Source organism: Sphingobium sp. WR1 (assembly GCF_059693745.1).
In genome coordinates, this window is sequence record NZ_JCATID010000016.1 from 1 (window position 1) to 26,177 (window position 26,177).

Annotated in this window: 24 protein-coding genes; 10 read left to right on the forward strand and 14 right to left on the reverse strand. The window is 62.7% G+C overall.

Going from position 1 to position 26,177, the window contains the following annotated elements:
* Nucleotides 1–197: 197 nt before the first annotated feature.
* Together AC58EF_RS17530 and AC58EF_RS17535 are read right to left on the reverse strand one after the other, a co-directional pair.
* A complete protein-coding gene (locus AC58EF_RS17530) occupies nucleotides 198–2,516 on the reverse strand; it encodes a TonB-dependent receptor (protein WP_497277632.1) in 2,319 nt (772 codons plus the stop codon).
* 202 nt (nucleotides 2,517–2,718) lie between these two features.
* Nucleotides 2,719–3,039 (reverse strand): hypothetical protein, encoded by a 321-nt coding sequence (locus AC58EF_RS17535; RefSeq protein ID WP_497277633.1) that lies wholly within the window; start codon nucleotides 3,037–3,039, stop codon nucleotides 2,719–2,721.
* 88 nt (nucleotides 3,040–3,127) lie between these two features.
* On the opposite strand from AC58EF_RS17535, the gene AC58EF_RS17540 reads away from it, so the two are divergent.
* Nucleotides 3,128–4,375 (forward strand): SGNH/GDSL hydrolase family protein, encoded by a 1,248-nt coding sequence (locus AC58EF_RS17540; RefSeq protein WP_497277634.1) that lies wholly within the window; start codon nucleotides 3,128–3,130, stop codon nucleotides 4,373–4,375.
* A 119-nt stretch (nucleotides 4,376–4,494) separates the two neighbouring features.
* On the opposite strand, the gene AC58EF_RS17545 is transcribed toward AC58EF_RS17540, so the two are convergent.
* Entirely contained in the window at nucleotides 4,495–5,136 is a 642-nt protein-coding gene (locus AC58EF_RS17545; protein WP_497277635.1) for a TetR/AcrR family transcriptional regulator, read from the reverse strand.
* A gap of 666 nt (nucleotides 5,137–5,802) precedes the next feature.
* On the opposite strand from AC58EF_RS17545, the gene AC58EF_RS17550 reads away from it, so the two are divergent.
* Entirely contained in the window at nucleotides 5,803–6,306 is a 504-nt protein-coding gene (locus AC58EF_RS17550) for a hypothetical protein (protein ID WP_497277637.1), read from the forward strand.
* On the opposite strand, the gene AC58EF_RS17555 is transcribed toward AC58EF_RS17550, so the two are convergent.
* From AC58EF_RS17555 to AC58EF_RS17585, 7 genes are all read right to left on the reverse strand, one after another.
* On the reverse strand, nucleotides 6,288–7,889 hold the full coding sequence (locus tag AC58EF_RS17555) for an MFS transporter (protein WP_497277638.1): 1,602 nt from the start codon (nucleotides 7,887–7,889) through the stop codon (nucleotides 6,288–6,290). The two genes, AC58EF_RS17550 and AC58EF_RS17555, sit on opposite strands and share 19 nt — an antisense overlap.
* A 365-nt stretch (nucleotides 7,890–8,254) precedes the next feature.
* Complete coding sequence (locus AC58EF_RS17560) at nucleotides 8,255–8,434, reverse strand: hypothetical protein (protein WP_497277639.1); 180 nt, start codon at nucleotides 8,432–8,434, stop codon at nucleotides 8,255–8,257.
* Between the two features lie 8 nt (nucleotides 8,435–8,442).
* A complete protein-coding gene (locus tag AC58EF_RS17565; RefSeq protein ID WP_497277640.1) occupies nucleotides 8,443–9,315 on the reverse strand; it encodes an SDR family oxidoreductase in 873 nt (290 codons plus the stop codon).
* Between the two features lie 249 nt (nucleotides 9,316–9,564).
* Nucleotides 9,565–10,212: an SDR family oxidoreductase gene (locus tag AC58EF_RS17570; RefSeq protein ID WP_497277755.1), complete on the reverse strand. Its 648-nt coding sequence runs from the start codon at nucleotides 10,210–10,212 to the stop codon at nucleotides 9,565–9,567.
* Nucleotides 10,209–10,919 carry a Crp/Fnr family transcriptional regulator gene (locus AC58EF_RS17575; RefSeq protein ID WP_497277641.1) on the reverse strand — a complete coding sequence of 237 codons (711 nt, stop codon included), beginning with the start codon at nucleotides 10,917–10,919 and terminating at the stop codon, nucleotides 10,209–10,211. Before AC58EF_RS17575 ends, AC58EF_RS17570 begins: the two co-directional genes overlap by 4 nt.
* Before the next feature lie 62 nt (nucleotides 10,920–10,981).
* On the reverse strand, nucleotides 10,982–12,025 hold the full coding sequence (locus AC58EF_RS17580; protein ID WP_497277642.1) for an alpha/beta hydrolase: 1,044 nt from the start codon (nucleotides 12,023–12,025) through the stop codon (nucleotides 10,982–10,984).
* A 321-nt stretch (nucleotides 12,026–12,346) separates the two neighbouring features.
* Nucleotides 12,347–13,273, reverse strand: coding sequence for a bifunctional helix-turn-helix transcriptional regulator/GNAT family N-acetyltransferase (locus tag AC58EF_RS17585; protein WP_497277643.1), 927 nt, complete (start codon nucleotides 13,271–13,273; stop codon nucleotides 12,347–12,349).
* A 356-nt stretch (nucleotides 13,274–13,629) separates the two neighbouring features.
* On the opposite strand from AC58EF_RS17585, the gene AC58EF_RS17590 reads away from it, so the two are divergent.
* From AC58EF_RS17590 to AC58EF_RS17615, 6 genes are read left to right on the forward strand one after another with little or no spacing between them, the layout of a single operon-like run.
* A complete protein-coding gene (locus tag AC58EF_RS17590) occupies nucleotides 13,630–14,499 on the forward strand; it encodes a cytochrome c oxidase subunit II (protein WP_497277644.1) in 870 nt (289 codons plus the stop codon).
* The gene (locus tag AC58EF_RS17595) at nucleotides 14,499–16,217 is read left to right on the forward strand and encodes a cytochrome c oxidase subunit I (protein WP_497277645.1); all 1,719 of its coding nucleotides are present in this window, start codon (nucleotides 14,499–14,501) and stop codon (nucleotides 16,215–16,217) included. Before AC58EF_RS17590 ends, AC58EF_RS17595 begins: the two co-directional genes overlap by 1 nt.
* Nucleotides 16,214–16,816 carry a cytochrome c oxidase subunit 3 gene (locus AC58EF_RS17600; protein WP_497277647.1) on the forward strand — a complete coding sequence of 201 codons (603 nt, stop codon included), beginning with the start codon at nucleotides 16,214–16,216 and terminating at the stop codon, nucleotides 16,814–16,816. Before AC58EF_RS17595 ends, AC58EF_RS17600 begins: the two co-directional genes overlap by 4 nt.
* 39 nt (nucleotides 16,817–16,855) lie before the next feature.
* Complete coding sequence (locus tag AC58EF_RS17605; RefSeq protein WP_497277648.1) at nucleotides 16,856–17,539, forward strand: heme-copper oxidase subunit III family protein; 684 nt, start codon at nucleotides 16,856–16,858, stop codon at nucleotides 17,537–17,539.
* Between the two features lie 5 nt (nucleotides 17,540–17,544).
* A complete protein-coding gene (locus AC58EF_RS17610; protein WP_497277649.1) occupies nucleotides 17,545–17,922 on the forward strand; it encodes a cytochrome C oxidase subunit IV family protein in 378 nt (125 codons plus the stop codon).
* Nucleotides 17,923–17,925: 3 nt separating this feature from the next.
* The gene (locus tag AC58EF_RS17615; RefSeq protein ID WP_497277650.1) at nucleotides 17,926–18,612 is read left to right on the forward strand and encodes a c-type cytochrome; all 687 of its coding nucleotides are present in this window, start codon (nucleotides 17,926–17,928) and stop codon (nucleotides 18,610–18,612) included.
* 27 nt (nucleotides 18,613–18,639) lie between these two features.
* Here AC58EF_RS17615 and AC58EF_RS17620 read toward each other — a convergent pair whose 3' ends face one another.
* The 4 genes from AC58EF_RS17620 to AC58EF_RS17635 form a co-directional block, all read right to left on the reverse strand.
* Nucleotides 18,640–19,440: a DUF2189 domain-containing protein gene (locus AC58EF_RS17620; protein WP_497277652.1), complete on the reverse strand. Its 801-nt coding sequence runs from the start codon at nucleotides 19,438–19,440 to the stop codon at nucleotides 18,640–18,642.
* 195 nt (nucleotides 19,441–19,635) lie between these two features.
* Nucleotides 19,636–19,977: a PilZ domain-containing protein gene (locus AC58EF_RS17625; RefSeq protein ID WP_497277653.1), complete on the reverse strand. Its 342-nt coding sequence runs from the start codon at nucleotides 19,975–19,977 to the stop codon at nucleotides 19,636–19,638.
* A 103-nt stretch (nucleotides 19,978–20,080) separates the two neighbouring features.
* Nucleotides 20,081–22,804 (reverse strand): preprotein translocase subunit SecA, encoded by a 2,724-nt coding sequence (secA, locus tag AC58EF_RS17630; RefSeq protein WP_497277654.1) that lies wholly within the window; start codon nucleotides 22,802–22,804, stop codon nucleotides 20,081–20,083.
* Between the two features lie 161 nt (nucleotides 22,805–22,965).
* The gene (locus AC58EF_RS17635) at nucleotides 22,966–24,015 is read right to left on the reverse strand and encodes a glycosyltransferase family protein (protein ID WP_497277655.1); all 1,050 of its coding nucleotides are present in this window, start codon (nucleotides 24,013–24,015) and stop codon (nucleotides 22,966–22,968) included.
* 132 nt (nucleotides 24,016–24,147) lie between these two features.
* Between AC58EF_RS17635 and argJ the strand changes: the two genes are divergently transcribed.
* Nucleotides 24,148–25,371, forward strand: a complete 1,224-nt coding sequence (gene argJ, locus AC58EF_RS17640; protein ID WP_497277656.1) for a bifunctional glutamate N-acetyltransferase/amino-acid acetyltransferase ArgJ — start codon at nucleotides 24,148–24,150, stop codon at nucleotides 25,369–25,371.
* Nucleotides 25,371–26,168 carry an inositol monophosphatase family protein gene (locus AC58EF_RS17645; RefSeq protein ID WP_497277658.1) on the forward strand — a complete coding sequence of 266 codons (798 nt, stop codon included), beginning with the start codon at nucleotides 25,371–25,373 and terminating at the stop codon, nucleotides 26,166–26,168. The genes argJ and AC58EF_RS17645 overlap by 1 nt, the downstream gene beginning before the upstream one ends.
* Nucleotides 26,169–26,177 lie beyond the last annotated feature (9 nt).

A 26,177-nucleotide genomic window follows, 5' to 3' on the forward strand; every position in this document is an offset into this window, starting at 1 on the left:
CTTGTGGGCCGGGATGTTCAGCGTGCCATCGGGGTCGACCGTGGTGCTCGCCTGCTGTGTCTGCTGGGCGGGCGCGACCGAGGCAAACATCGCCGCGGCGAGCGTGATCGCCCGGGTGAAGGGGCTTCGCAAGCGTGTAAAGTGCGGAACAGGCATTCGTTCACTCCCGTGGGTGGTTGAGACGCTATCAAAGATATTCAGAACCGATAACCGGCGTTGATGCCGAACACGCGCTTGTCGCCAAGCGTGCCAAACCCGAAGCCGAGTGGCCCCGAATTGAGCTTGCTCACGAAATAGCGCTTGTCGAAGATGTTGCGGACCCAGAAGGACAGCGAAATTCCGGTACCCGCGACGTCGTCGAGCCCAACCCTTCCGTTCGCGACGCCATATCCCTTTTGGGTGTTGAGCGGATCGGCCGTATTCGGCAGCGCGTTATCCGTCTGGTTGAAGTCGCTGAAATATATCGTGCTCTGGTAAGCATAGTTGAAATGGAGCGAGGGTTTGCCGACTCCGCCGATCTCGGGCAGATCATAGTCGATCGAGCCCTGGAACACCCATTCCGGCGCCAACGCAATACGGTTGCTGCTTAGATCGAGCGTGGTCCCTGCAGCGGTCGTGAAGGGAAATTCGTCATATTGGGCGTCGATGTAGGAGCCCGACAGGCCGAACTTCAGCCCCGTGGTTGGCGCCAGCTCGATCTCCGCCTCCACGCCCTTGAGCGTCGCCTTTGCCGCATTGAGCGTGAGCACCTGCGAGCGCGTGACGCCGCCTACCGTGTTAAAGACCGTGTTGGAGCGTTGTACATTGTCATATTTGTTGAGGAAGAGCGCGATGTTGGTCCGCAGCTGCGCGCTGCCGCCAAGCGACCAGTCGCGCTTGAAGCCCAACTCGAAATCGGTCAGCCGCTCCGGATCGAACGAGGCATCCTGCGGCAGTGCGGCCCCGGAGTTGAACCCGCCGGCGTTAAACCCGCGCCGGCTGACGATATAGACCAGCGTCGAAGGATCGACCTGCCAGTCGAACCCGAGAGTCCAGCTCGGCTCCTTGAACACGGCGGATTGGCTACGGACACAGCGGGTGAAGTCCGATCCTGGCCCTGCAGCTATGCCGCAAAATGGGCCCGCAAAAATCTGCACATCGATTCCAATGCGGGTCCGCGTGTGGCGGTAGCCGAGCGTTGCCTTGAGCGTATCGGTGAGCCCTATCGTCGCCTGGGCGTAGAGACCGAGCTGGCGGGTGGGGGTATCCGAGTCAGTGATGACCGGATTGAACGGGCTGACCGGCGCATTAATCAAGACGTCCTGGATGAAGTCAATGCCGCTGCGTTCATAATAGACGCCTACGACCCAGTTGCTGGGGCCTGCGCTGCCCTGAATCTGGCTTTCGAACGATTTGCGTTCGCGGTGATACCTGAAAACGGTGTCGGCGGCCTGCAGAACGAGCCCGTCAGCATCGTCGATCCAACTCGAGCGGTTGTTCTGGAAGCCTAAAATCGTCCGCCAGTTCAGCTCGCCCAGCACCGGCAGATTGCCGAGTTGCACCTCGGTGAGGTTTGAGATCGACCAGAAATTGCCGCGATAAGTCAGATCGCGCAGGATGTTCGTCGTGCGATCGCCAAGCGCGATGCGCGTGTTGAACGCATCCACCCAGGTCGGCAGATTGAAGGCTGCGGCATTGGCTGCATTGTAGACACAGGGCGCGGAACTGTTCGGCACCGCCGGGCACGGCGTATAGCCGAGCGGCACTGTCGGCGCGCCGAGATAGTTGAAATGATAATATTCGACGACCGTGCGGTTGAGGAAAACGTCGTCCGGCTGCAATTCCAGCGACAGGCGCGCGCTGTAATGGTTGTCGTTGTCGATGCTGCTTAGACCGCCGGTTCGTTTCACATAGCCGTCACGATGCTGCCCGTCGACCGCGAGCCGCATTGCGGCGCCCGCGCCGATAGGCAGGTTGAGGACGCCGGTGCCGCCAATCAGACCATAGTTGCCCACGCGCGCCTCGATCGACCCTTCCACTGTGTCGCGCGGCCGGGCGGGCTGGAACAGGATCGCGCCCGAGGTTGAATTGGCGCCGAACAACGTGCCCTGCGGTCCCTTGAGCACCTGCACATTCTCGAGATCGTAAAGCGCGTTGGTCACCGATTCCGGGAAGCGGACGATCTCGGCGCTGTACAGCGTCACCGCCGAGGAACGCAGGCCGCGCAGCGCGAAGAGCGGCACCGCCCGCTGGCCTGAGGAGTTGGGCATAACCTGGAGGTTCGGCACCGACGCCGGCAGATCGGCGACATTGGTGATCGCGCGGTTCTCCAGATCGACCCCGGTCAGCGCGGTCACGGCAACCGGCACGGATTGCAGACTCTCCTCGCGCCGACGCGCGGTCACGATGATTTCCTCGATCGAGCCAGCCTCGACGGTGGTAACGGGTTGTGCTGACGATTTGTCCGTCTGCGCCTGGGCGGCGGTGCAGGTCATTGCGCCGAACCCGGCCGCACATAGAAAATGCAGGCCCCTCATGATGTTCCTCCCCTCCTGCGGTCGCCTGTTTTTTTTGCGGTGCCCACCGCGATGCGCCTTGCAGGTCAGGAAATTATGCCATCAATGCATAAATATGGACAGATGGATTATGCAACATTAGCCTGTTTAATGCCTAAATTGAAAGCAATGCCGCCGGCTGTCGCGTTCGCACCCGCGCAGCGAGCGAGAACGGGTTTTTACCTCACGGAAATCGGGCCATTTTTGAAGGCGCGTTAGGTAGGTGCCTGGGATGGCCTCGATCGTTTTGTCGACCTGTTATCTCGATCTGCTCTGAAGATTCAGCCAGGCATCGAACCGGCAAATCCTGCGCAAATCTTCTCTGCTTGTTTATGCATTGATGGCATAATTTTTCGATCCACAACGCGCTGCCGTGGCTGGATAGATGTCGCCAGAAGAAGGTGGCCGAACGTGGAGGGGGCAGGATGAGAAAGGCCATATCGCGATCACGAAGCGCAATGTTGGTGCACGGATCAGCCGTCAGCATGGCGATGGCGCTGCTCATGGGTGCGCAGACAGCGATCGGCGCGCTTCCGTTATTGAGTCGCCCACCGCACGCGCGTGGCGACCATTTCCCGTTGGGAGAAAGTAGCATGAACCCAGCCCGCTATCTGGCTGCCTGCCTCGGCGGCATCGCGTTGGTCCTGGGGAGCGTCTCCGCTCAGGCGCAGTCCAAATGGATCGGCATCTGGCAAGCGAGCCCCGTTGCGGCACCCACGGTCACCGCCCCACCGATTGTAGGCAGATCGGTGGTCAAGGGCTTGCTCCGCTTTCACGTCAAACCGACCAGCCAGGGCACCGCACTCCGTCTTCGGCTCTCCAATGAATATGGCGCCGCGCCGCTGGTGATTGGCGGGGCAAGCATCGCGATCGCGGCGGAAGACTTCAGCATCAGGCCCGGAAGTTCAAAGCCGGTGACCTTCGGCGGCAGGACGTCGATCACGATGGCGCCGGGTGCGCCGGTCGTCAGCGATCCCGTGCCCTTTGAATTGAAGCCAACCGATGAACTCGTCGTTACCGTTTCGCTGCCGGATGACACGACATTCGGCCCGGGGCGGACCATCAAGGCCCAATCAGCCGCGACCGGGTCTTTGGACGATGCGGTGCTTGAGGGTGGAAAACCCGTCTCCATCCGTCCGGTCCTCACGGGTGTCGATGCCCTGGGACCAAAGGACGCAGCCGTGATCGTTGCCTTCGGGGATTCCATCACGGATGGCCTGCCCGTCGACATGGCCGCCTTTCGCGGCTGGCCCGAACTATTGGCAGGGCGTTTCGCGGCGCGTGCCGCAGGCAAGCGGCCGGCGGCAATCGTCAACGCCGGGATCGCAGGCAACCGGCTCCTTCTTCCGACCGGGCAGATGGGTTTCGGCGCCGCCGGGCTGGCGCGTTTCGACCGCGATGTGCTCGCCGTGCCGGGGGTGACCCATGTCATCGTCCTGATCGGCATCAACGATCTCGGCTTGAGCAAGGGTGTCGCCAATACGCTGGGAGATGGCGGCCTTCCCGAAATGCTGCCGACGGCGGAAGAAATGATCGCGGGATATCAGCAACTCATTACGCGCGCGCACTTAGCGGGAATCATGGCGATCGGCGTCACCATCCCGCCCTTTGAGGGCGCGCTTTACTATTCCGAAGATCGCGAGGCGGTGCGCCAGAAGGTCAATGAATGGATAAGGATCAGCGGGCGCTATGATGCGGTGGTCGATTTCGATGCGCTGTTGCAGGACAAGGACCGGCCAACGCGCCTGGCTCCGCGGTTCGATGCCGGTGACAAGCTTCATCCCGGACCGGCCGGGTTGAAAGCTATGGCGGACGCTTTCGACCTATCCCTGTTCGACTGATCCCGGCCGCCTGTCACGCCTGCGATATGGCGGCGGATGGCCCAGTCGAGGTCGACGTGATTGGCCCTGGAGGCGTCGATCGGCCCGCGCGTTGCTCGCTCGACGCTTCTCCAAGGGAATCAGTCGCGGGCCTGCTCCTGCCATCCCTTGGGTGTCAGCACCGAACTGTGCAGCACATCCCAAATGCGGTTGGCATAAGGTTCGACCGCTTCGCGACACCCATCCGCGACCCAGAGCCGTGACGCGACCCTGATCGCCCCGATCGCTATCATCGCCGCGAGTTCGGCTTCCAGTGCTGTGACTCGTCCCTCAAAGCGGTCGGCAATGGCAGCGCCCAAAGCCTGCTCGAGTTCGGCATTCTTGACCTGGTCGCGTGCCGCGAGCGCGGGCGTTTCCGAGACGAGGCGGGCAATCAGGACGTTGAGCGCTTGGCCGTGCCTGTTCAGCAATACCATGGCAGCTGCCTCGGCTGCCGCCAGCGGGCCCTGTTCGACCGATTGCTCGGCCAGGGTGTCCACGAGCTCCTGGCGCGCCTGATCTTGCCAGGCGGCGACCAAATCCTCCTTCGACGGATAGTAATTGGAGAGCGTCCGCGGGGCGACATCGGCAGCGTTGGCGATATCGAGCAAGGTTGTCTGCTCATAACCCTGTTCGAGGAACAGGCGCAGCGCGACTTTCATGAGAAGTTCTTCGGTCCGCTTGCGTTTGCGTTCGCGGAGTCCCGATCCGGCTGAGTTTCGCACTGAATCAAACACGGCCATGTTAGAGCTTCTTCATCCTATGCTTTTGGTTGGGAATTTTTACCCATCGCAGAAAGTTGCGATGACTGCAATTTATGTCGTGCCTGCAGGCATCAATGCGCCAGACAGCGGGCTTTCCCGACTTGTGGCCGGGTGATCGTGATGAACAAGGCGTTGGGCCGAGCGACGACTCGCTCATTTAGGGCAAGTACAGACGCGGCTATTGGGGGGCAGCTCTTCGCTCGGCCTGTTCGCGTCAACTGGAAGCCGGCGAGGAGAAGGTCGACACGCCTGAGGGGAGACTGAAGCAGACCTCGATCCCGTGCAACTGAAGTCGTCCGAAGGTCTGATCGCACTACATTATGGATCGATCGAACTCCTCAACCTTGAAGGGCTGAAGGCCAAAGCGGAATTCCTCTGACTGTCAGGCATCCGCTTTTGGCCGCGGCTCGAAGCCGTCAAGCTTGAAAGGCACGGCGCAGGGACGAACCTATTTGGCGGTATCGAGCCGCTCCAGCGTAGGAACAACTTCCGATGCCCGCTCGCTTCATGCGCGAGAGCGGCCGACCATTGTGCCGGAAACGACAATGCAATAGCAACCAACACGGATCATTTGGTGGGAGTCGGTCAATTCGCGCTTGGCGGGTTGGAGCAGGCGCTGTCCGATGTAGCGAAGGGGTTGATGTGATGGAAAATGGCAATCCGATCCTCAACGCGGCGATCCGGACCTATTTCGGGAACGAACGGCTCGGCATGTATTTCGGCGTGGTCATAGGCATCGCCATGCTTGCGGGCGCCGCCTGGATGATGGTGAAGGGCGACAGTTTCGCGCGGGGACTTGCTCTTGTCCTCGCGGTGATCGCGCTGGGCGCGGGCGGGAGCAGCGTCGGCCTTGCGATCCGCGATTCCTCTTCGGTGGAGCGGCTGGTCGGCGGATCGGCGAAAGACCTTGCGACGGAAACGGTAAGAATGGCGCGCGTCGTCGCCAACTATCCTTATTATCGCTATTTTTTTCTGAGCTGCACGGCGGTGGCTTTGCTGCTCTTCCTGTTCGCGTCCGGTGGATTCTGGCAGGGTCTGGGGGCCGGGCTCCTGTTTCTTGCAGCGCTCGGGATCGTCATGGATCATTATGACGCGATACGGGCGATGCATTATCTCGACGCATTGACCCGCTACGCGCCCGCCGCCTGACCTGCACGGCTTTCGGATCGATCGGCGATTTTCTGCCCGGGTCGGTCAGTCGCTCGCTCGGCGCGCTCTTCCCGGGTTGCTTCGGCGATTTCGATACGCCGGCTCGCCATCCACAGCGCGATCGCGGCAACGGGCACGAAGACGAACATGCTGTAGACGCCAAGCGCGAGCGACCCGCTGAGCGTCGCCACCTTACCTGCGGTATAGGGGCCGACCGCAAGACCGATGGTTCCCATCAACGAGTTGGTCGCGCCCGCGACGCCGCGCATCCGCGGCAGGACGAGATCCTGGATGACGGCGACCGACGAACCCAGCCACATGCTGCTGAGGAACGCGACCGCGGGGCTGATGATGGCGTACAGCGTGAAGTCGTTGAGCGTGAACATGATCGCGATCAGGGGCGCGGGCAGCAGGATCGAAAGCAGGCAGAGCAGCAGTCGGCCACGGGGATTGCACATCTTCCAGGCATCCGAAAAATATCCGCCGATCAGGACGCCTGCAGCAGCTGCGACCGCGCCGGGCAGGCCGAGTGCAATGCCGGCCGTTGCCTTGTCGATATCCATGGTCCGCATCGCAAAGGGCGCGAGCCAGAAATTATAGGTGTACGAAACGAGCGCGAGGCCGACGATGCCGGCATAGGCCAGCATGACCGCGGGCGTTCCCCAGATGAGCTTGAAGGTTGCAGGATCGGTGTGGCGGAGCCGCTGGACCCAGGAGAAGACGCCGTAGACGCCGATGGCGCAGCTGATCCACTGCGCGGCATCGCCCGTGAACGCGATAAGCCCATAGGCGGCCGCGATGATCGATACCAGCGCGGCGAGGTTGCGCGGGAGGGCGCCCGGAATACGAGACACGCTGATGAGCGTGAAGGGCGGCACGATGGCAAAGAGCTCGCGGACAAAACCGCCCCACGCATTGGGCCGGACCATCGGTGCGCCGCCCTCGTGGAAACCGCGCGGCGGCTCGCGCATCGCTGCGACGATAATGGCGACGAGGACGCCGGGAATTCCGACAGTGAGGAAGGCGACTTGCCAGCCGACGAGATCGAAGGGCGCCGTGCCTGCTGGATAGGCGGCGTTCCAGGCCTGCGCGATGCCGCCGCCGATGAACATGCTGAGCCCCGCGCCGATGAACACGCCCGCCGAGTAGATCGCGAGAACGAGGGCACGCCGCCGCGGCGGAAACAGGTCGGCGAGCATTGAATAGGCCGCGGGCGAGGCGCTCGCCTCGCCGATGCCGACGCCGATACGCGCGACCGCAAGCTGCACGAAGGACGAGGATAACCCCGACAGGGCGGTCATCGCCGACCAGAGGGTGAGGCCGATGGCAATCAGTCGTCCACGGTACCAACTGTCTGCGAGGCGTCCGAGCGGGATGCCGAATACCGCATAGAAGACCGCGAAGGCGGTGCCGAAAAGGAAGCCGAGGTCGGCGTCGGTCAGCTGGAGATCATGCTTGATGTCCTCGGCAAGAATCGAGAGAATTTGCCGATCGACGAAATTGAGCACCATGACGATGACGAGCACCGCCAAAGCAAGGTTGGCCCGTCCCCGCGAAAGCGGCATCGCATCGTCGGCGTTCATCCTGTGTCCCCTCTACGGCCGCGAACGGTGTCGCTTCCGTCGTCGAAGCGTCAGTCGCATTGATCCAGCCCTAGCCGCTACCGGCGAACCAAATTGTCGGGCAGGCGACAGTGGGATCAGGCGTAGCCGGCTTTCCATTCGAATGTGCGGCTCCAGATCGTCCGCTCGGCCTTGTTCGGATCGCGCTCGAGCCGCGAATTCCGGTCGATGGTCATCGTGTTGCGCGTCTCGCGGTCGTAAGCGTGTGACATCGCCATCCTGGCCGGCTAAACGCGCGACGAATGGCGGTTCTTTATTCCCCCGAGGATGCGGCGAGGCCGGTCATCTGGATGATGCTCCTCGACCTCCCGGCGGCCGAAGCAGTATTATACCGTCGCCTTCCCCCAGGCGCAGCCGGGCGAGCGCAAGCGCAGGATGCTGACCGCCGAAAATTTCGGCGTGCCGCCGCTGAAGATCGCCGAAGCGCAAGCCGCAGCCGGCGCCTCCGTCCATGCCATATAAGCGGCGCGTTCGGCGGCGAGGATCACATCGAGCCGCGTGTGCATTTGAATGATCAGATCGTGAATGCCGTTCCCTGGATATTCGTGGGTTCGGGCAGCTCGCCGGGAGGAGTGTCCGCCCGCGCCTCGGCCAGCCGCCTGCCCTCCTCCGCTAAGAAAGCGAACAGGCGTTCGGGGTCGCTGGCACGAAGCGCAAGCGCCTGCGCCTCGACACCTTCGGCGACGATGATTTCGCGGCGCCGTTCGGCCAGCCCGTCGGCGATCGCCGATGCGACCGTTTCGGGCGCCATCCCGTTGTCGATATTGCCATCCGACCGCCCACGGATGCTGCCGTCGCCAGACACCGCGGCGGCGGCAATATTGGTTCGCGTCGAGCCGGGGAAAATGGTGCTGACTTGGATGCCATAGGCGGTTTCGATCTCGCCGCGCAGCGCGTCGAAATAGCCGACACATGCATGTTTTGCCGCGCTGTAGCCCGATCGCAGAGGCGCACCGATCTTTCCGGCGATCGAGTTCACGACCGCGATATGTCCGCTCCGCCGTTCGATCATGTGGGGAAGCAGCAGCCGCGTCAGATGGACCGGTGCGAAGAAATCGACCTCCATCAGCTTGCGATAGACGGAGAACTGCGTGTCGATCGCGAGGCTGCGCTGCGTGATACCTGCATTGTTGACGAGGATGTCGATGCCGCCGGACCAGGCGATTGCGGCTTGGACGACGGCCGGCAGGCGGGTTTCGTCGGTCGCCTCGAACGGAAGCTGTAGCGGGTCCCCGCCAAGGGTGCGCGCGACCTCTTCCAGCGCATCATGATTGCGGCCGGAGAGGATCAGGCGAGCGCCTCTTCGTGCCATCTCGACCGCCAATGCCCGGCCGATGCCAGACCCTGCCCCGGTGATCCATGCCGTACGTCCCGTAAATTCGGACATTCTATCCACTCCTCTTCCGGTCAAACCGCCTGTCGCCGTGTCGCGAGTACAAGACGAAACCCGGCCAAGACTGTCACCTGGAAGACAGTTTGACAAATCCGGCTGCCGCACGCCGACGGCGAGTCGTTCGAACGAGCTGCGCAACCGACTTCATGCGCAACCGCATGGCGTGGGTCAACAACGGGTCCGACAAGCGCTGGACGCCCTGGGCCGATGCATTGACCGACATCGCGCGGTGCGGCTGATGGGTCAGCCGCGGCCGACGAAGGGCATTTTCGTCGCCATGACCGTCAGGAACTGCACATTGGCGTCCAGCGGTAGCTGCGCCATATGCAGTACCGATTGCGCGACGATTTCCACATCGATCAAGGGTTCGGGCCGGATCTCGCCATTCGCCTGCGGTACGCCCGCGCCGATGGCGCGTGCGATGTCGCTCACGGCATTGCCGATGTCGATCTGGCCGCAGGCGATGTCGAAGGCCCGTCCGTCAAGCGACAGCGTCTTGGTCAGACCGGTGATTGCATGTTTCGATGCCGCATAGGGGGCGCTCATCGGGCGCGGACTATGGGCAGAGATCGATCCGTTGTTGATGATCCGGCCGCCGCGCGGCGTCTGCCGCCGCATCAGCCCAAAGGCCTGGCGCGCGCAGAGGAAGGAACCAGTCAGGTTGACATCGATAACACGCCGCCAGGCAGCGACGTCGATATCGTCGATGACGCCCGGCGGCGAAGCAATGCCGGCATTGTTGAACAGAAGGTCGATCCGTCCGAAGCGGGTTTCGATATCGGCGAACAGGGCCGCGACCGCGGCCTCGTCGGCGACGTCGCACGGGATCGCGGTCGCCGATCCGTCCGCGTCTTCGATGGCCGAGAGGGTGGCAAATGCGCCCGCGCTCAGGCCGCCTGCGCGACCCGCCCGAGTCCGACGATATCGTCAATCACGATCGAGGCATATTCGGCGCGCACGAGGCCGTCTTTCTGCATACGCGAGAGCACCTTGTTCACCGACTGGCGCGAGGCGCCCACCATCGCGGCAAGATCCGATTGCGACATCATGACCTGCCGGAGCGAGGCATCGTCGGTCCGGAATCCATAGCAGCTGGCGGCTCCGATCAGGGCCGAAGCCACACGGCTCGACATTTCGTCGAGGCGCATCTGCGCGAGCGTCTTGCTGAGCGCCCGCATCCGCCGCGCCATCAGCCGCAGCAGGGCGTCATCGACCGAACGATAGCGGGCGCGGAGCGACGCGAGCGCTGCTGCGGGTAGGACGTCGAGTTCGACATCGCTGTGCGCCTCGGCGGTATGCGGCCTCGGCAACCCGTCGATCAGCGAACTCTCGCCGAAATAATCCCCTTCGAAGAAGAAGGAATAGAGAAGCTCGCGGCCGCTCTCGCGCAGGAGCCCCAGCCGCACGATCCCCGCACCGACACGGTACATTTCCCCGCCCTCCTCTTCCTGGAGATAGATGATCTGACCGGCGTCGAACCTGCGTCGCTTCATCGCGGCTTCGAGGTCGGCGCGCGCATCATCGGGCAGCCACTGGCCCAGATCAAAGGCGGCGTGCTGCCGGCGGTCCTCGCCATGCACCCGCAATTCGGTTTCCATCTTTTGCCTCTGCCTATCCAACCCCGCATCTCTCCAGACGTCCGGTGGCCAAACGCCCGCATTCAACTGGAAAAAATCGCCTCCTCCTCCGCCTCTTGCGCCACACCGACGCCCCGGCGCAACGCCGCGAGCAGGTTTTGCCAAAATGCCGACGCGATCGCCGTTCCCGGAGCAAGCCGATCGAATCCGTGATAGGCGCCGGGCACGACATGAAGTTCGGTGGGCACCCCGGCCGCGCTCAACCGGCGGGCGAAGGTCACATCCTCGTCGGCGAAAAGATCGATTTCGCCCACGCCAATGAAGGTCGGCGGCAGCCCGCCGAGATCGCCGATCCTTGCTGGCACGATGCCGTCCCGCGCTGCCGCGGATTCCTGCCCCAGCAGGGCAGCCCATCCGAAGCGATTGGATGCCGCCGTCCAGAGGATAAGACCGGATGCGCCGGGGGCGCTGCCCGTACGGTCGTCGAGCATCGGATAGGTCAGCAGCAGATAGGCGACGGGATATTCGCCGCGCTCGCGCGCGAGGATGGCGAGCATCGCCGCATGTCCGCCACCGGCGCTCGCCCCGGCCACGGCGATCCGGTCCCGATCGACGCCGAGGCTTTCCGCATTGCGATGCAGCCAGCTAAGCGCCGCATAATTGTCGCGAAGCGCTCCGGGATAAGGGGTCTCGGGGGCGAGGCGGTAATCGACCGAGACGACGACGCCGCCGATCGCTTCGGCATAGGCCTGCGCCAGCACCGCTTCCTGCGCCGCGCTCCCCAACACGAAGCCGCCGCCATGCAGATGAAGCACCGCTGGGCGCCCGCCCCGACCGCGGCGCCCGTCGGTCACCAGGATTGCGACATCGGGATCGCCGTCGAGACCGGCAATGCGGCGCTCGACAGGTTGCGGTGCGGGCTCGGGCAGCAACTGATCCTGGCGGAGGGATCGTATCAGCGGCAGGGTCGCGGCGCTCACATCGATCGCCGGCACCTTTGCAAGAATGGGCCGGAGCGCCGGATCGACGCGGCCAAGGTCAATGTCGCTCTCAATGACGGACGGAAAATCATGTTCGCCGAACGGTGACGGAAGATCGTGCTCGCCGAACGGAGTCGCCGCCGTCATGGCCAGTATTTTCCGGTGGGGGAAGCCGGTTCGTGGCTTGGAATGAGCGCTGCCGCTGCGGCTGGCATGATATCCTCTCCTGCTTCCAATACCAGCAGGAACAATGCGAATATAGAATTATGCAGTCAATGTATTTTTTTAACCAGTGCAGCGGGGATCGCGGTCAAATGCCGACGGAAGTGGACGGAAAGAACGATTGATGAACAGCTACCCTCAATCCTCATCTTTGCGGCTAGGCCAAGGGCCCTGGTCAACTGCCTGAAATCGTCGGGCGCGTCGACGTGCTGCAATTCGCAGCGCGATGCCAATATCTGTCTGCCCTCACAATGTGAGCGACCAGCTTTGCCCGACAAGGTCATGGCCGAAGGAATGATGGGGCGCTTCGTCGACAAGTGTGAAGCCGGCGCGCCGGTAGATATTGCGCGCCGCGACCAGGATGGTGTTGGTCCATAGGTCCAGCCGCGCATATCCCGCTTCCCTGGCTCGCTGGATGCAGGCGTCGACCAGCATCCTGCCGACGCCCGCCCCCCGCGCATCCGGTTCCACATAAAGGAGTCTCAGCCTGGCGACCTCCGGCGTTTCGCCGTGAACCAGAAAGATTGAACCGACCATGAGGCCATCCATTTCCGCGATCCAGGCTGCCTCCCGGGAGGGATCGAAAGACTTGTGGAAATCGGCGAGAATCCCCGCCACGAGCGCCTCATAGTCCTGGTTCCAGCCATATTCCTCCGCGTAAAGGATCGCCTGCCTCTCCGTCACCCGCCCAAGATCGCCGGGTCTGAGATCGCGCAGTTGGACTGTCGGTTCGGTTCCGGCTTCGAAAATCGCCCTGATCCTTTCCGTCGCGGCGATCAGGCGTCGCCGCCGAAACGCCGGCAGGGCGGCCAGCAGACCCGCCACGGCCTCAACGGTGTTGGCTTCCAATGCCCCGAAAGCCGCTTTCCCCTCATCGGTGAGAGAAAGCAGCTGGTGGCGGCCATGGCTGGGATCGTCCCGCGTCTCAATCAGCCCGCGATCGGCAAAGCGCTTCAAGGTTCGGCTGATTTGCCCGCGATCGAGGGTGAGCGTGCGCGCGATCTCCGCCGCCGTCGGGTCCGACCGATGGGCCAGTTCATACAGGATGCGGGCTTCGCTCAATGTGAACGGGCTATTGTCGAGATGCCGGTTCAGCAATCCTAGCCTGCTTGTGTAAACCCGATTGAAAGCCCGTAAGGCCGCGACATTTTCGTCCTGATCCTGATCAGCCATCACCCAAATCCATTGTTGATCGAATCAACTCTAAGGAATGTTGATTAAGTCAACAATATAAAAATCTATGCCTGCGAAATGCGAGCGCCGCCGCGGAGGGGGCCGGATCATGGATAAACCGGCCGGTAGCGACCGACTGACGCTGGAGGAGGGAATGAAAAGCGAAAAAGGAAAGCGCGAAAGGGAAGCATCGACGACAGCCGTTCAGCTTCAATCCTCACTTCCGGTCACATGCCCAACACTTTCCCCACACTGCATTTTTCTATAGGATATCGGACGCGGTATTTTCGGGAGCGACTCGAAGGGCCCGATAAAAGGCTGAGAGGCGCTCACTGTCTATCGATAGGAGAGAGCCTGTGCCGATCGCGGTCGCCATCGCCTTACTGGTGTTTGGATCGGTCGCTTTTCATCTGTTCAGTCCCTGGTGGCGCACGCCCATCGCATCCAACTGGACCTCGATCGATTCCGCGCTCGACGTGACCTTGTGGATTTGCGCGGCGGCTTTTGTGCTGCTCAATCTCTTCATGGCCTGGGCGCTCGTCCGCTACCGGCATCGGGCAGGACATCGCGCCCATTATGAGCCGGAAAACAGCTCGCTGGAAAAGCGATTGACGATCTGGACCGCGATCGGCGTCGCCGGCCTGCTCGCGCCGGGGCTGGTCGCATGGGGCAAATATGTGTCCGTCCCCCAGGACGCCGCCATCGTGGAAGCGGTCGGCCAGCAATGGCAATGGTCGTTCCGCTATCCCGGGCCGGATGGCGTTCTGGGCGCGGCGGCGGTCAAATATGTGACGCCCGACAACAGCCTGGGTCTCGACCCGCTCGATCCCTTCGGACGGGACGATCTGTTGGTGGAGGCGGGCGATTTTCATTTGCCGGCCGGCAAACCGGTGAAGATCGTGCTGCGGTCGAAGGACGTGCTGCACGATTTCTATGTGCCCGAATTCCGGGCGAAAATGGACCTGGTGCCCGGCATCGTCACCTATTTCTGGCTGACGCCAACAAAGACCGGGACGTTCGACATATTGTGCGCCGAACTGTGCGGCACCGGCCATCATGAGATGCGCGGCAAGGTGGTCGTGGAATCGCCCGCAGCGTTCGCGAACTGGCAGGCGCAGCAGGTGAGCTTCCAGCAGATACTGGCGGACTCTCCTCCGGCCGCGCTTTCCATGATGCTGATCAGGTCCAATGCCTGCAGCACGTCCGCGTCGAGGAGTGCGCGCTGATGGCGACCACCCTGGCCGACGATCTGCGCCCGCTGCATCATCCCCATAGCTGGATCACCAGATATGTCTGGAGCCAGGATCACAAGGTCATCGCCATCCAGTATAGCGTGACGGCGATTGCCATCGGGCTTGTGGCGCTGGTCCTGTCGGCGCTAATGCGGCTGCAACTGGGCTTTCCCGGCGCCTTTCCCTCGATCCAGCCGGACAATTATCTGCAGTTCGTGTCGATGCACGGCATGATCATGGTCGTCTATCTGCTGACCGCCTTGCTGCTGGGCGGCTTCGGCAACTATCTGATCCCGCTGATGATTGGGGCGCGGGACATGGTGTTCCCCTTCGTCAACATGCTGAGCTACTGGCTCTACCTGCTGTCGGTGATCGTGCTGGCGGCGGGCTTCTTCGTGCCCGGCGGGCCGACCGGGGCGGGATGGACGCTCTACCCGCCGCAGGCCATCACCGAAGGGACGCCCGGCCATCAATGGGGCATCGCCACGATGCTGGTCAGCCTCGCCATTTTCGTCGCGGCCTTCACCATGGGCGGCCTCAACTATGTGACGACGGTGCTTCAGGCGCGGACCAGGGGCATGACGCTGATGCGGATGCCGTTGTCGGTCTGGGGCATCTTCACCGCCTCGATCATGGGGCTGCTGGCCTTTCCGGCGCTGTTCGTCGCGGCGATCATGATGCTGTTCGATCATTTCGCCGGCACCAGCTTCTTCATGCCGACAATGCAGTCCATGGGCCGCATCACGCCGACCGAGGGGGGCAGTCCGCTGCTGTTCCAGCATCTCTTCTGGTTCTTTGGCCATCCCGAAGTCTATATCGTCGCCCTGCCCGCCTTCGGCATCGTGTCGGACCTGATCAGCGTCCATGCGCGCCGAAACATCTTCGGCTATCGCATGATGGTCTGGGCGATCGTCATCATCGGCGCGCTCAGCTTCCTCGTCTGGGCGCATCATATGTATGTGTCGGGCATGAACCCCTATTTCGGGTTCTTCTTCGCGACGTCGACGCTGGTCATTGCGATCCCGACCGCGATCAAGGTCTATAACTGGCTGCTGACGCTGTGGCGCGGCGACATTCATCTGCGCGTGCCGATGCTGTTCGCCATCGCCTTCATCTTCACCTTCATCCATGGCGGGCTGTCCGGCCTGTTCCTGGGCAATGTCAGCGTGGACGTGCCGCTGTCCGACACCTTCTTCGTCGTCGCCCATTTCCACATGGTCATGGGGGTTTCGCCGGTGCTGGTGATCTTCGGCGCCATCTACCACTGGTATCCCAAGATTTTCGGGCGGATGTGGAACGAGACGCTGGGCAAGCTCCATTTCTGGATCACCTTTCTCGGCGTCTACGCGATTTTCCTGCCGATGCATTATCTGGGCATATTGGGGGTGCCGCGCCGCTATTTTGCTCTGGGGGATGCCGCCTTCATCCCGCAGTCGGTCCACCTTGCCAATGAATGGATCAGCATCGCGGCGCTGGTCGTGTTCTGCGCGCAGGGGCTGTTCTTCTTCAACATGATCTGGAGCCTATTCCGCGGGCCGAAGGCCGATCCCAATCCCTGGGGCGCGGCAAGCCTGGAATGGCTGACGCCGCAGACGCCGCCCGCCCATGGCAATTGGGGCGCGAAACTGCCGGTCGTCTATCGCTGGGCCTATGATTACAGCGTGCCAGGCGCGCCGCGCGACTTCATTCCCCAGACGGAACCGCGCGCATGACTATCCTGGCGCGCCTCACCGAGAAAAGCTGGGAAGCGTCGAGCGACAGGGCCACGCATCCCGATCGCCCTTCGGCGGGCGCGGTCGGTCTGACTGTCTATTTCGCTGTCGCCCTGGTGATGTTTTCGCTGCTGATGGCGGCCTATCTCATGCGTATGGGCCTGCACGCCGCCATGGGCCACGGTGGAGAGGATTGGGTGCCGATGCCCGACCCGCCATTATTATGGATCAACAGTGCGATCCTACTTGGCAGCAGTTTGGCCTGGGAAATTGCCCGGCGCGCGGCGCTTCACGGTGGACAGGGCAAGGCAGTGCGGGCGTCGGCCGTGGGGGCGGCGCTGGGGCTTTGCTTCCTGGTGGGGCAATGGCTGCTCTGGCGCCATTATCAGGCCACGGGTTATTACCTGTCCGCCAATCCCGCCAATGCCTTCTTTTATCTGCTGACCGCGCTGCACGGCTGCCACATATTGGTCGGGCTGGTGGCCACCGGCCGGGCGCTTGTCGCCCGCAATCTGCGCCAGATCGGCCTGTGCGCGGTCTATTGGCATTTCCTCCTGCTCGTCTGGCTTCTGCTTGCCGGACTGCTTGTATCGACGTGAAAATTTTCAGTACGGAACGATATCGCAATGTCTCATACGGTGCCGGACAGACGAGATCGAGAGGTCATAACCCCCTCCCTGCGTGAGATCGCGGCCGACTGGTCGGCGGATCAGGAAGTCTTTCGCCATACCCATTGGGGCAAGGCGATGATGTGGATCTTCCTGCTCTCCGACACTTTCATTTTTTCCTGCTTCCTGACGGGCTATATGACGGTGCGGTCATCCGCCGTGCTGCCTTGGCCCAATACGGCGGAGGTGTTCGCACTGGTGATCGGAGGGCAGAAAATCCCGCTGATCCTGATCGCGATCATGACCTTCGTGCTCATCAGTTCCAGCGGCACCATGGCGATGGCGGTCAATTACGGCTATCGTCGCGACCGGCGGAAAACCGCGATCCTGATGCTGCTGACCGCCCTGTTCGGCGCGAGCTTCGTGGGTATGCAGGCGTTCGAATGGACCAAGCTGATCTTCGAGGAAGGGGTGCGCCCCTGGAGCAACCCGATGGGCGCGCCGCAATTCGGCGCGACCTTCTTCATGATCACCGGCTTTCATGGACTCCATGTGAGTTGCGGCGTCATCCTGCTGCTGATCATCGCATCGAAGGTCGCGCGGGGCCATTATGACCGGTCCGGCGACTATAGCGCGGTCGAGATCGCTGGGCTCTACTGGCATTTTGTCGACCTCGTCTGGGTCTTCATCTTCGCCTTTTTCTATCTCTGGTGATCGCCATGCAGCACGACGTTCCTGTTCCGCAGACGCAGATCGCTCCCGACAGCCAGCCATTGTCGGCAGACGAACATGGACAGCATCCGATCAGCCTTTATTTGAAGGTCTGGGGTTATCTGTTCCTGCTCAGCACCCTCTCCTATCTGGTCGATTACATGCATGTGCAGGGGATTGTGCGCTGGACGCTGATCATCCTGTTCATGCTGCTGAAGGCGGGTCTGATCCTGTCAATCTTCATGCACCTCGCCTGGGAAAGGCTGTCGCTGATCTACGCGATATTGGTGCCGCCTTTGGTGCTGCTGGTGCTGGTGCGCATCATGCTGATCGAAGCGGACTATGCCTATTGGACCCGCGCGATCTTCACCGGCGGGGGAGGCTGAACCATGGACCGGATGCGGTGGCTGGTGACGGGGCTGTGCGTGGCGGGCGCGGCGGGCTGTTTTTGGAGCCTCAACTGGTTTGCGGAGCAACTCTACGCGCGCGACAAGGCAGGGAAGCTGGCCTACGCCCCCGCCGACGCGATGCCGCCGCGCGTCGACATGGTGTCGGTACAGCGGGATTGGCCGGCAAGCCTCCTGGATTCGGCGGACGGCAACCGGCTGATCGCCTATCGGCGGGACATGCAGGGCAAGGCGCCAGCGCCCGCGGTCGGCAATGGCGGGGCAGCGGTCGCTCCGCCAGCGGATCTGGGCACGCTGCTCGCCAGCGCGGACGCCAATGCCGGGAAGGCCAAGGCGCAATTGTGCGTCAGCTGCCATGACATGAAGCAGGGCGGTCCCAATCGCATCGGTCCCAATTTGTGGGGCGTGGTCGGCCGGCCGGTCGCGGTCCATGCCGGCTTTGCCTATTCGCCCGCGATGAAGGGGCATGGGGGAAGCTGGAGCTATGAGAGCCTCTTCGCCTTTCTCGCGTCGCCGGCGCGCGCAGTGCCGGGGACGAAGATGAGCTTCGCCGGCCTGCGTCGCGCCGAGGATCGCGCGGCGCTGATCAAATATCTTGCCACGCTGGGAGGCACGCCGCCACCGCCGCCAGGACCCAAGCTGGCGGCGCGGGGCGAAGGCGCCCGGTGAAGACGGACCCTCACCGGGCGGAAAGCCTCAGCGAACGACGGCGCGCGTATAGAGGTGCCAGGTGGCGTAGCCTAGCACGGGGAATGCCACGGCCAAACCGACCAATCCCGGCAACGCCCCCAGGATCAGCAGCGCAACCACGATCAGCCCCCATGCGGCGACCGTCACCGGGTTGTGCCACGCCACGCGGAACGATGTGCGCAGCGCCACGCCCCAATTGACCCTCTTGTCGACGATCATCGGGAAGGAAATGACGCTGACCGCCAGCGTCGCGATGGCGAAACCCAGGCCAACGAGATTGCCGATAATGATCATGCGCCAGCCCTCGGCCGTGCCGAACACGGCCTGCACGAAAGCGCTGACCGATGCGACCGCATCGGGGCCGATCTGACCGACCGTCGAATAATAGATGAACCAGGCGGCTGTCATCCAACCCAGGAACAGCATGGCGGTCACGCTGGTCAGATCGAACAAGGCCGGAAAGGACGGACCACGCACGACGTCCAGAAAATGCCGCCAACGGGAATCAAGCCCCTGTTCGCGCCGCCGCGCCAATTCGTAGAAGCCGCTGGCAAAGGCAGGCCCGAACAGAACCGATCCGGCCACCAACGGAAACAGAAGCGGTAGCACCGGCATCTGACTGGCCAAAAGGATCGCGAACACGATCACGACAGGATAGATGAAGCCGATAAACAGCAGATCCCCGCGCTTGGCCAGGAAATCCTCCCAACCCTGGCGGAGGGCGATGCGCAGATCGTCGATGCCGATCCTGCGAATTTCATAGTCCTCACGGGAAGACGCCAGATCCCCTGGACGCGCTATAGCCATGGTCGCTCTCCCTTCGAAGTCGCCATGTCAGACGCTGGCTTGTCCTATCCTCAGTCGGGACTGGTGCCGACGCAGCCCTTGCGGGGACTGCCTGAACATCGTCTCGGCATGAGGAAACGCCTCATGGCCTATCGGGTGACACTACACCTTTCCGTGCTCGGCAGACAAGCACGAACGTCATGTCCGCCATGCCGGTCACTGAATGCGCCGGTCGAGCGTGGCCATGGACCGCGAGGCAGGGCCGGCATTGGCCAATATGGCCACCGGGTCCACGGGACTGTTGAATAGCAGCCCGCATTGTTCGCCCCGGCTCCAGATCAGCGTCGCGTCGCGTTCCAGATAGGGTAGGATCAGGATAACCCGCACCCCGACTTGCGGAGGCGTCAACCCCGACAGCATCGCGCCGTAAATCGAAACATTTCGGACGGTGACAGTCTGGGTGATGCCGTCCCCGTCAACCAACCTGCCTTCGATATCGACATGATAGCGCCGGTCGCGCCGCTTTTCAGCGATCGCGCGATAAACCAGCTGCTCCATTCCATTCCTCCGGTTTGCCCCCCGGAAGTCAGGATCAGACTGGCCCAGCCGCCTTATCAAATCGCTGCCGGAACTGGTTAACCAGCCCGACACGATAATCGCATCAGGCCAGTGCGCCGTGGCAATGCTTGTATTTCTGGCCCGAACCGCAGGGACAGGGCGCATTGCGGCTGATGTCCAGATTGGCGAACTCGCCGGTCGGGGCGGCGCGCGGGATCGTCGTGGTGATGCCGGCGATCTGGCCGCCATCGATATCGGCGCTGTTATCTACGCCCGAGAAGGGGTCGATATGCGTGGTGATGAAGTCCGGCAGCACCGGTAGGCCATAATCCTGCAGCGGCGGCTGTTCCATGCGGAACTGCACGCGGGCGATGGAGCCGGTCACATCCTCGCGGATATTCTCCAGCATCCGTTCGAACAGGGCGAAGGCTTCCTGCTTATATTCGTTGATCGGCGTCTTCTGCGCATAGGCGCGCAGGTGGACGACCTGGCGCAGCGCGTCGAGCGTCGCCAGATGCTCCTTCCAGTGATGGTCCAGGCTCTGGAGCAGGATCGACTTCTCGATCATATGCCAGTCGCTCGCGTCGACCTCCTTGATCTTCTCGGCCACGGCTTCGTCGGCCAGCGCGACCAGCCGTTCCTCGATCATTTCGGGATCGACCGCGTCCTCGGCCAGCCAGGCGTCGAAATCGGGTTCGAGGCCCAGTATTTCTGCGGTGCGGGCCTTCAGCCGATCCATATCCCACTGCTCGGGATAGGTGCCCGGCGGGCAGGATGCGCCGACCAGATCATTGACCGTTTCATGGCGCATGTCGATGACGACATCGTCCACCGTCTCGGCATCCATGATATCGCTGCGCTGTTCGTAGATGACCTTGCGCTGGTCGTTCATCACGTCGTCATATTCGACGACCTGCTTGCGGATGTCGTAGTTGCGCGCCTCGACCTTCTTCTGCGCGGTCTCGATCGCCTTGCTGAGCCACTTGGACGGGGGCAGCGCCTCCCCATCCTCCAGGTTGGAGCGGATCATCTTGGCGAACATCGTGTCCGGGCCGAAGATGCGCATCAGATCATCGTCGAGGCTGAGGTAGAAGCGCGACAGGCCGGGATCGCCCTGACGGCCCGAACGACCGCGGAGCTGGTTGTCGATGCGGCGGCTTTCATGGCGTTCGGTGGCGAGGACGAACAGGCCGCCGGCGGCCAGCACTTCCTGCTTTTCGGCCTCGATCTCGGCCTCGATCCGGGCGATGGCGGCGTCGCGCCCGGTACCTTCTGGCATATCGCGCAATTCGTCCTCGACGCGCATCTCCAGATTGCCGCCCAGTTTGATGTCGGTGCCGCGGCCCGCCATGTTGGTGGCGATCGTCACCGCGCCCTTGCGGCCTGCCTGCGCCACGATATGCGCTTCGCTCTCATGGAAACGAGCGTTCAGGACCGCGTGCTTCACGCCTTCCTGGTTGAGGAATTCGGACAGCATTTCCGACTTTTCGATCGAGACCGTGCCGACCAGCACCGGCTGGCCCTTTTCGGCATGTTCCTTGATCGTGCGCGCAATGCCCCGGAACTTGTCTTCCAGATTCTTGTAGAATGTATCTTCCTCGTCGATCCGCTGCACCGGCCGGTTGGTCGGGATGGTGACGACGTTCATCTTGTAGATTTCGTAGAATTCGGTCGCCTCGGTCGCGGCGGTGCCGGTCATGCCGCCCAGCTTGGGATACATGCGGAAATAATTCTGGAAGGTAATGGAAGCGAGCGTCTGGTTTTCCGGCTCGATATTCACGCCTTCCTTGGCTTCGACCGCCTGGTGCAGTCCGTCGGACCAGCGGCGGCCGTCCATCATGCGGCCGGTGAACTCGTCGATGATGACGACCTTGCCGTCTTTCACGATATAGTCGATGTCGCGGCGGAACATCACCACTGCCCGCAGCGCCTGATTCACATGATGAACGACCTGCGTATTCTCGAAATCGTAGAGGTTATTGCCCTGAAGCAGGCCCGCCTGCTCCAGCAGCCGTTCGATCTTCTCGGTCCCGTCCTCGGTCAGCGTGACGGTGCGCTGCTTCTCGTCCTTCTCATAATCGGCTTCGCTGATCTGCTTCACGATCGCGTCGACCGCGACATAGAGTTCGGACTTGTCGTCGGTCGGACCGGAAATGATGAGCGGCGTGCGCGCTTCGTCGATCAGGATCGAGTCCACCTCGTCGACGATGGCGTAGTTGAAGGGCCGCTGCACCATCGAGGCGCGGTCATATTTCATATTGTCGCGCAGATAATCGAAGCCGAGTTCGTTGTTCGTCGCATAGGTGACGTCGGCATTATAGGCTTCGCGGCGCTGGTCTTCCGACAGGTTCGGCACGATGACGCCGGTGGTGAGGCCAAGGAAGCGATAGACCTGCCCCATCCATTCGCAGTCGCGGGTGGCGAGATAGTCGTTCACCGTAACGACGTGAACGCCCTTCCCCTCCAGCGCGTTGAGGTAGGTGGCGACGGTGGCGACCAGCGTCTTGCCCTCACCCGTCCGCATTTCGGCGATCTCGCCGCGATGGAGCACGATGCCGCCCACCATCTGCACGTCGAAATGGCGCATGTCCAACACGCGGACGGAGGCTTCGCGCACCGTGGCGAAGGCTTCGGGCAGCAGGTCGTCCAGCGTTTCGCCGGCAGCCAGGCGGTCCCGGAACTTGGCCGTCTGCGCAGCCAGTTCCTCGTCCGACAGCGCCTGGATCGCGGGTTCGAAGGAGGCGATCTTGTCGACGATCTTGCCCAGCGACTTCACATAACGTTCGTTGGACGATCCGAAGATGGACTTGGCGAGTGCGCCGAACATGAGCTCTCCCTGAGCGAAATAGACTGAAGGCGTAAGCACCGACGCCGGAAAACAATTGTGCGGCAAATAGGCATCGGTCGGGCCAACGTCAATTCGGCGTTCGCCCTTCCCTGCAAGGAAATGGCCGCCGCCTATCAGACTGCCACAGATCCTCTGCGCGGTTAACGGCCCGTGACCTCGTTCAAAACCTCGGCCCAGCGCGCCGCAATGCGCCGACGGCCATAATTCTCGTCCAGATATTCCCGTGCCTGCGCCAATCTGGTCTTCTCACTATCCCAATCGAAGGCGTAGCGCGCAAGTCCGCTCTGCCAATCGTCCAGCGCGATGAAAGGCCGCAACTCCTCATAGGATTCGATCGAATCCGCCACCACGCCGAGACCGGCGAGAATGGCGGTTGCAGGCCGATTGATCGACTTGCCGGCCGTATAGTCATTTTGCGACACCGGGATGATGGCGACGCGGTGAAGCTTGAGCGCTGCGGGAAAGCTTACGAGGGACCAGGGCATATAGACGCTGGGAATGCCCCATTTTACCGAAGCTTTCCGGTAGACAGCGGGCTTGTTGTTGATGATCGTCAATGTCACCGGCCGCCTGACGGCGAATTCGCGCAGCTGGGCGACGGCATCGTCCAGTTCGCCCACCCCCGAAATGCCGGCCATGTTGTTGCCGAACCAGACGACATGCAGCGCCCCCGGATGGCGGGCGAGGAAGGCCTTCAGCTTCCTGAGATGGAAGCGTTCGGATAGAGAGAGGCTGCGGGTCGACAGGGCGCCGATATCTTCCAGCATGTCCGGCACCACCCGGATGCGGCCCTTTATCTCGGGCGTGGAGACCATCAGCAACTGGCCCATTTTCTCGGTCGGCACGGTAATCAGATCGGCCTGTGAGAGCAGGCTGACGGTGCGCTGGCCATGATGGGCCGATCCCCGCACCCGGTTGTTCGCAAAGCGATTGTCGCAAATGTCGAAGATCAGCTTGCAACCGGCCTTTTGCGCCGCCTTCGTCGCCTTGACGGCGCCGCGCCCGAACGCTTTGGATATGATGACGGCATCAAGGCCCTTCGGCCCCTTCAGCTTGGGATAGCGCCGTACATCAACGCCGAGATCGCGCAGCGCGCGCATCGGCTCCAGCAGGCGAAGACGGATGCTGGCCTTCTTCTGGGAATAGCGTTTGGCATAGAAGGCGAAGCGGCGATTGCCGGTGACTGTCATGGGAAAGCTGCATGGTTGATCGTGAGGCCTTATGCTCATGACGTCGACGCGATTACAAGTCCGCCCGCTCCTTCGCCGAATAGCCTGTGCGAAAGGCTGGAAATCGATGGCGGCTCATCCTATGGCGGCGGCATGGAAAAATCGCCCCTCGCCCCCGCCGCCTTCCCGTCCCTGCCCGTCATCGCCGGCGTGACGCTGCGAACCGCGCGCGCCGGGTACAAGGCCTGGGAGCGGTGCGACCTCACTTATGTCGAACTGGACGCCGGCACCGCTGTCGCTGGCGTGACCACCCAGAGCAAATGCCCCTCCCCCGAGGTCGAATGGTGTCGGGACGCGATCCCGCTGGGGTCTGCCCGCGCGCTCGTGGTGAATGCCGGCAACGCCAACGCCTTCACCGGCCATCGCGGCCGCGCGGCGGTGGAGGCGATCGCGGCCAGGGTCGCCAATCACCTGTCCTGCCTGCCGTCCGACATCTTCGTCTCCTCGACCGGCGTGATCGGCGTGCCGCTGCCCATCGACAAGGCCGAGGCAGGCCTCGCAGCCGCCTTCACCGCCGGTCCCTGCGGCTGGGAGGATGCCGCGACCACGATCGGCACGACCGACACCTATCCCAAGGGCGCTCATGCCTCCGCCATGGTCGGCGACAGGCGGGTCGAACTGGTGGGCATCATCAAGGGGTCGGGCATGATCGCGCCCGACATGGCGACGATGCTCGGCTATATCTTCACCGACGCGGCCATCGAGCCGGCGTTGCTGCAACAGATGCTGTCGGCCGCCAACAAGCGGACCTTTTCCTGCATCACGGTGGATAGCGATACCTCCACCAGCGACACGGTGCTGGCCTTCGCTACCGGGAAGGCGGGCAATGCGCCGCTGGCGTCCATGGACGATGCCGGCGCCGACGCTTTCCACGCCGCGCTGATCGATCTCTGCCGCCAACTCGCCCATCTGGTGGTGCGCGACGGCGAAGGGGCGACCAAGTTCGTCGAGATCAATGTCGAGGGCGCGGCCAGCGACGAGAGCGCGCACCGCATCGGCCTGTCGATCGCCAATTCGCCGCTGGTGAAGACCGCCATCGCTGGCGAGGACGCCAATTGGGGCCGCGTCGTCATGGCGATCGGCAAGGCGGGGGAGCCGGCCGACCGGGACAAGCTGTCCATCCGCTTCGGCACGACCCAGGTCGCGACCGGCGGCCTGGCGGTCGAGGGCTATGACGAGGCGCCGGTCGCCGCCCACCTCAAAGGGCAGGATATCGTCATCGGCGTCGACCTGGGCCTGGGCGAAGGGCGCGCGACCATCTGGACCTGCGACCTGACGCATGGCTATATCTCGATCAACGCGGATTACCGTAGCTGATGCTGCTGGAACTCCATGATCCCGTCGTCGCGCTGATGCGTGAAGTCGGGCGCGACATCGTGATGCCGCGCTATCGCAATCTTGCCGATCATGAAGTCAGCGAGAAGGCGGCGAATGATTTTGTCACCATCGCCGACAAGGAAAGCGAACTTCGCCTAGCCGAAGGGCTTGCGAACATCCTGCCAGAGGCCGGGATCATCGGCGAAGAAGCCTGCGCGGCGGATTCCGCCATTCTCGACCGGGCGGGCGAAGGGTTGAACTGGATCATCGATCCGATCGACGGGACCGGCAATTTCGCATCGGGCCAGCCGCCCTTTGGGATCATGGTGGCGCTGGTCGACGGCGGCGTGACGCTGGCAGGCTGGATATTGGACCCGCTGTCGGGGCGGCTGTGCCATGCCATGCTGGGCGGCGGCAGCCATATCGACGGGGAGCAGGTGCAGGCGCGCGAAAGCGGCGGCGACCTGCCGATCGCGGCGCTGGCGGTCTATTTCATGTCGCCCGAAGAGCGCGCCGATATCGAGCGCCGGTCGCAGGCCAGCTTCACGCTGGTGGATATTCCCCGTTGCGCCGCCGAACAATATCCACGGCTGGTGCTGGGGCAGAATGACGTATCGGTCTTCGCGCGGACTTTGCCCTGGGATCATGCGGCGGGCACCCTGTTGGTCAACGAAGCGGGCGGCTGCTGCCAGCGGACCGACGGGACGCCCTATCTGGTGGGCGATCTGCGGCGCGGCCTGATGGGCGCATCCTCGCCGCGCCTGTGGGACAAGGCGGCGGCGACGCTGTTCGGATAAGAGAGGCTG

Bases quoted from the DNA above. Each gene is read 5' to 3' on its own strand.
- AC58EF_RS17530 (WP_497277632.1), bottom strand. From the start codon at position 2,516: ATGAGGGGCCTGCATTTTCTATGTGCGGCCGGGTTCGGCGCAATGACC.
- AC58EF_RS17535 (WP_497277633.1), bottom strand. From the start codon at position 3,039: ATGAGCAGCGCCATCGCCATGCTGACGGCTGATCCGTGCACCAACATT.
- AC58EF_RS17540 (WP_497277634.1), top strand. From the start codon at position 3,128: ATGAACCCAGCCCGCTATCTGGCTGCCTGCCTCGGCGGCATCGCGTTG.
- AC58EF_RS17545 (WP_497277635.1), bottom strand. From the start codon at position 5,136: ATGGCCGTGTTTGATTCAGTGCGAAACTCAGCCGGATCGGGACTCCGC.
- AC58EF_RS17550 (WP_497277637.1), top strand. From the start codon at position 5,803: ATGGAAAATGGCAATCCGATCCTCAACGCGGCGATCCGGACCTATTTC.
- AC58EF_RS17555 (WP_497277638.1), bottom strand. From the start codon at position 7,889: ATGAACGCCGACGATGCGATGCCGCTTTCGCGGGGACGGGCCAACCTT.
- AC58EF_RS17560 (WP_497277639.1), bottom strand. From the start codon at position 8,434: ATGCACACGCGGCTCGATGTGATCCTCGCCGCCGAACGCGCCGCTTAT.
- AC58EF_RS17565 (WP_497277640.1), bottom strand. From the start codon at position 9,315: ATGTCCGAATTTACGGGACGTACGGCATGGATCACCGGGGCAGGGTCT.
- AC58EF_RS17575 (WP_497277641.1), bottom strand. From the start codon at position 10,919: ATGGAAACCGAATTGCGGGTGCATGGCGAGGACCGCCGGCAGCACGCC.
- AC58EF_RS17580 (WP_497277642.1), bottom strand. From the start codon at position 12,025: ATGACGGCGGCGACTCCGTTCGGCGAGCACGATCTTCCGTCACCGTTC.
- AC58EF_RS17585 (WP_497277643.1), bottom strand. From the start codon at position 13,273: ATGGCTGATCAGGATCAGGACGAAAATGTCGCGGCCTTACGGGCTTTC.
- AC58EF_RS17595 (WP_497277645.1), top strand. From the start codon at position 14,499: ATGGCGACCACCCTGGCCGACGATCTGCGCCCGCTGCATCATCCCCAT.
- AC58EF_RS17600 (WP_497277647.1), top strand. From the start codon at position 16,214: ATGACTATCCTGGCGCGCCTCACCGAGAAAAGCTGGGAAGCGTCGAGC.
- AC58EF_RS17610 (WP_497277649.1), top strand. From the start codon at position 17,545: ATGCAGCACGACGTTCCTGTTCCGCAGACGCAGATCGCTCCCGACAGC.
- AC58EF_RS17615 (WP_497277650.1), top strand. From the start codon at position 17,926: ATGGACCGGATGCGGTGGCTGGTGACGGGGCTGTGCGTGGCGGGCGCG.
- AC58EF_RS17620 (WP_497277652.1), bottom strand. From the start codon at position 19,440: ATGGCTATAGCGCGTCCAGGGGATCTGGCGTCTTCCCGTGAGGACTAT.
- AC58EF_RS17625 (WP_497277653.1), bottom strand. From the start codon at position 19,977: ATGGAGCAGCTGGTTTATCGCGCGATCGCTGAAAAGCGGCGCGACCGG.
- secA (WP_497277654.1), bottom strand. From the start codon at position 22,804: ATGTTCGGCGCACTCGCCAAGTCCATCTTCGGATCGTCCAACGAACGT.
- AC58EF_RS17635 (WP_497277655.1), bottom strand. From the start codon at position 24,015: ATGACAGTCACCGGCAATCGCCGCTTCGCCTTCTATGCCAAACGCTAT.
- argJ (WP_497277656.1), top strand. From the start codon at position 24,148: ATGGAAAAATCGCCCCTCGCCCCCGCCGCCTTCCCGTCCCTGCCCGTC.
- AC58EF_RS17645 (WP_497277658.1), top strand. From the start codon at position 25,371: ATGCTGCTGGAACTCCATGATCCCGTCGTCGCGCTGATGCGTGAAGTC.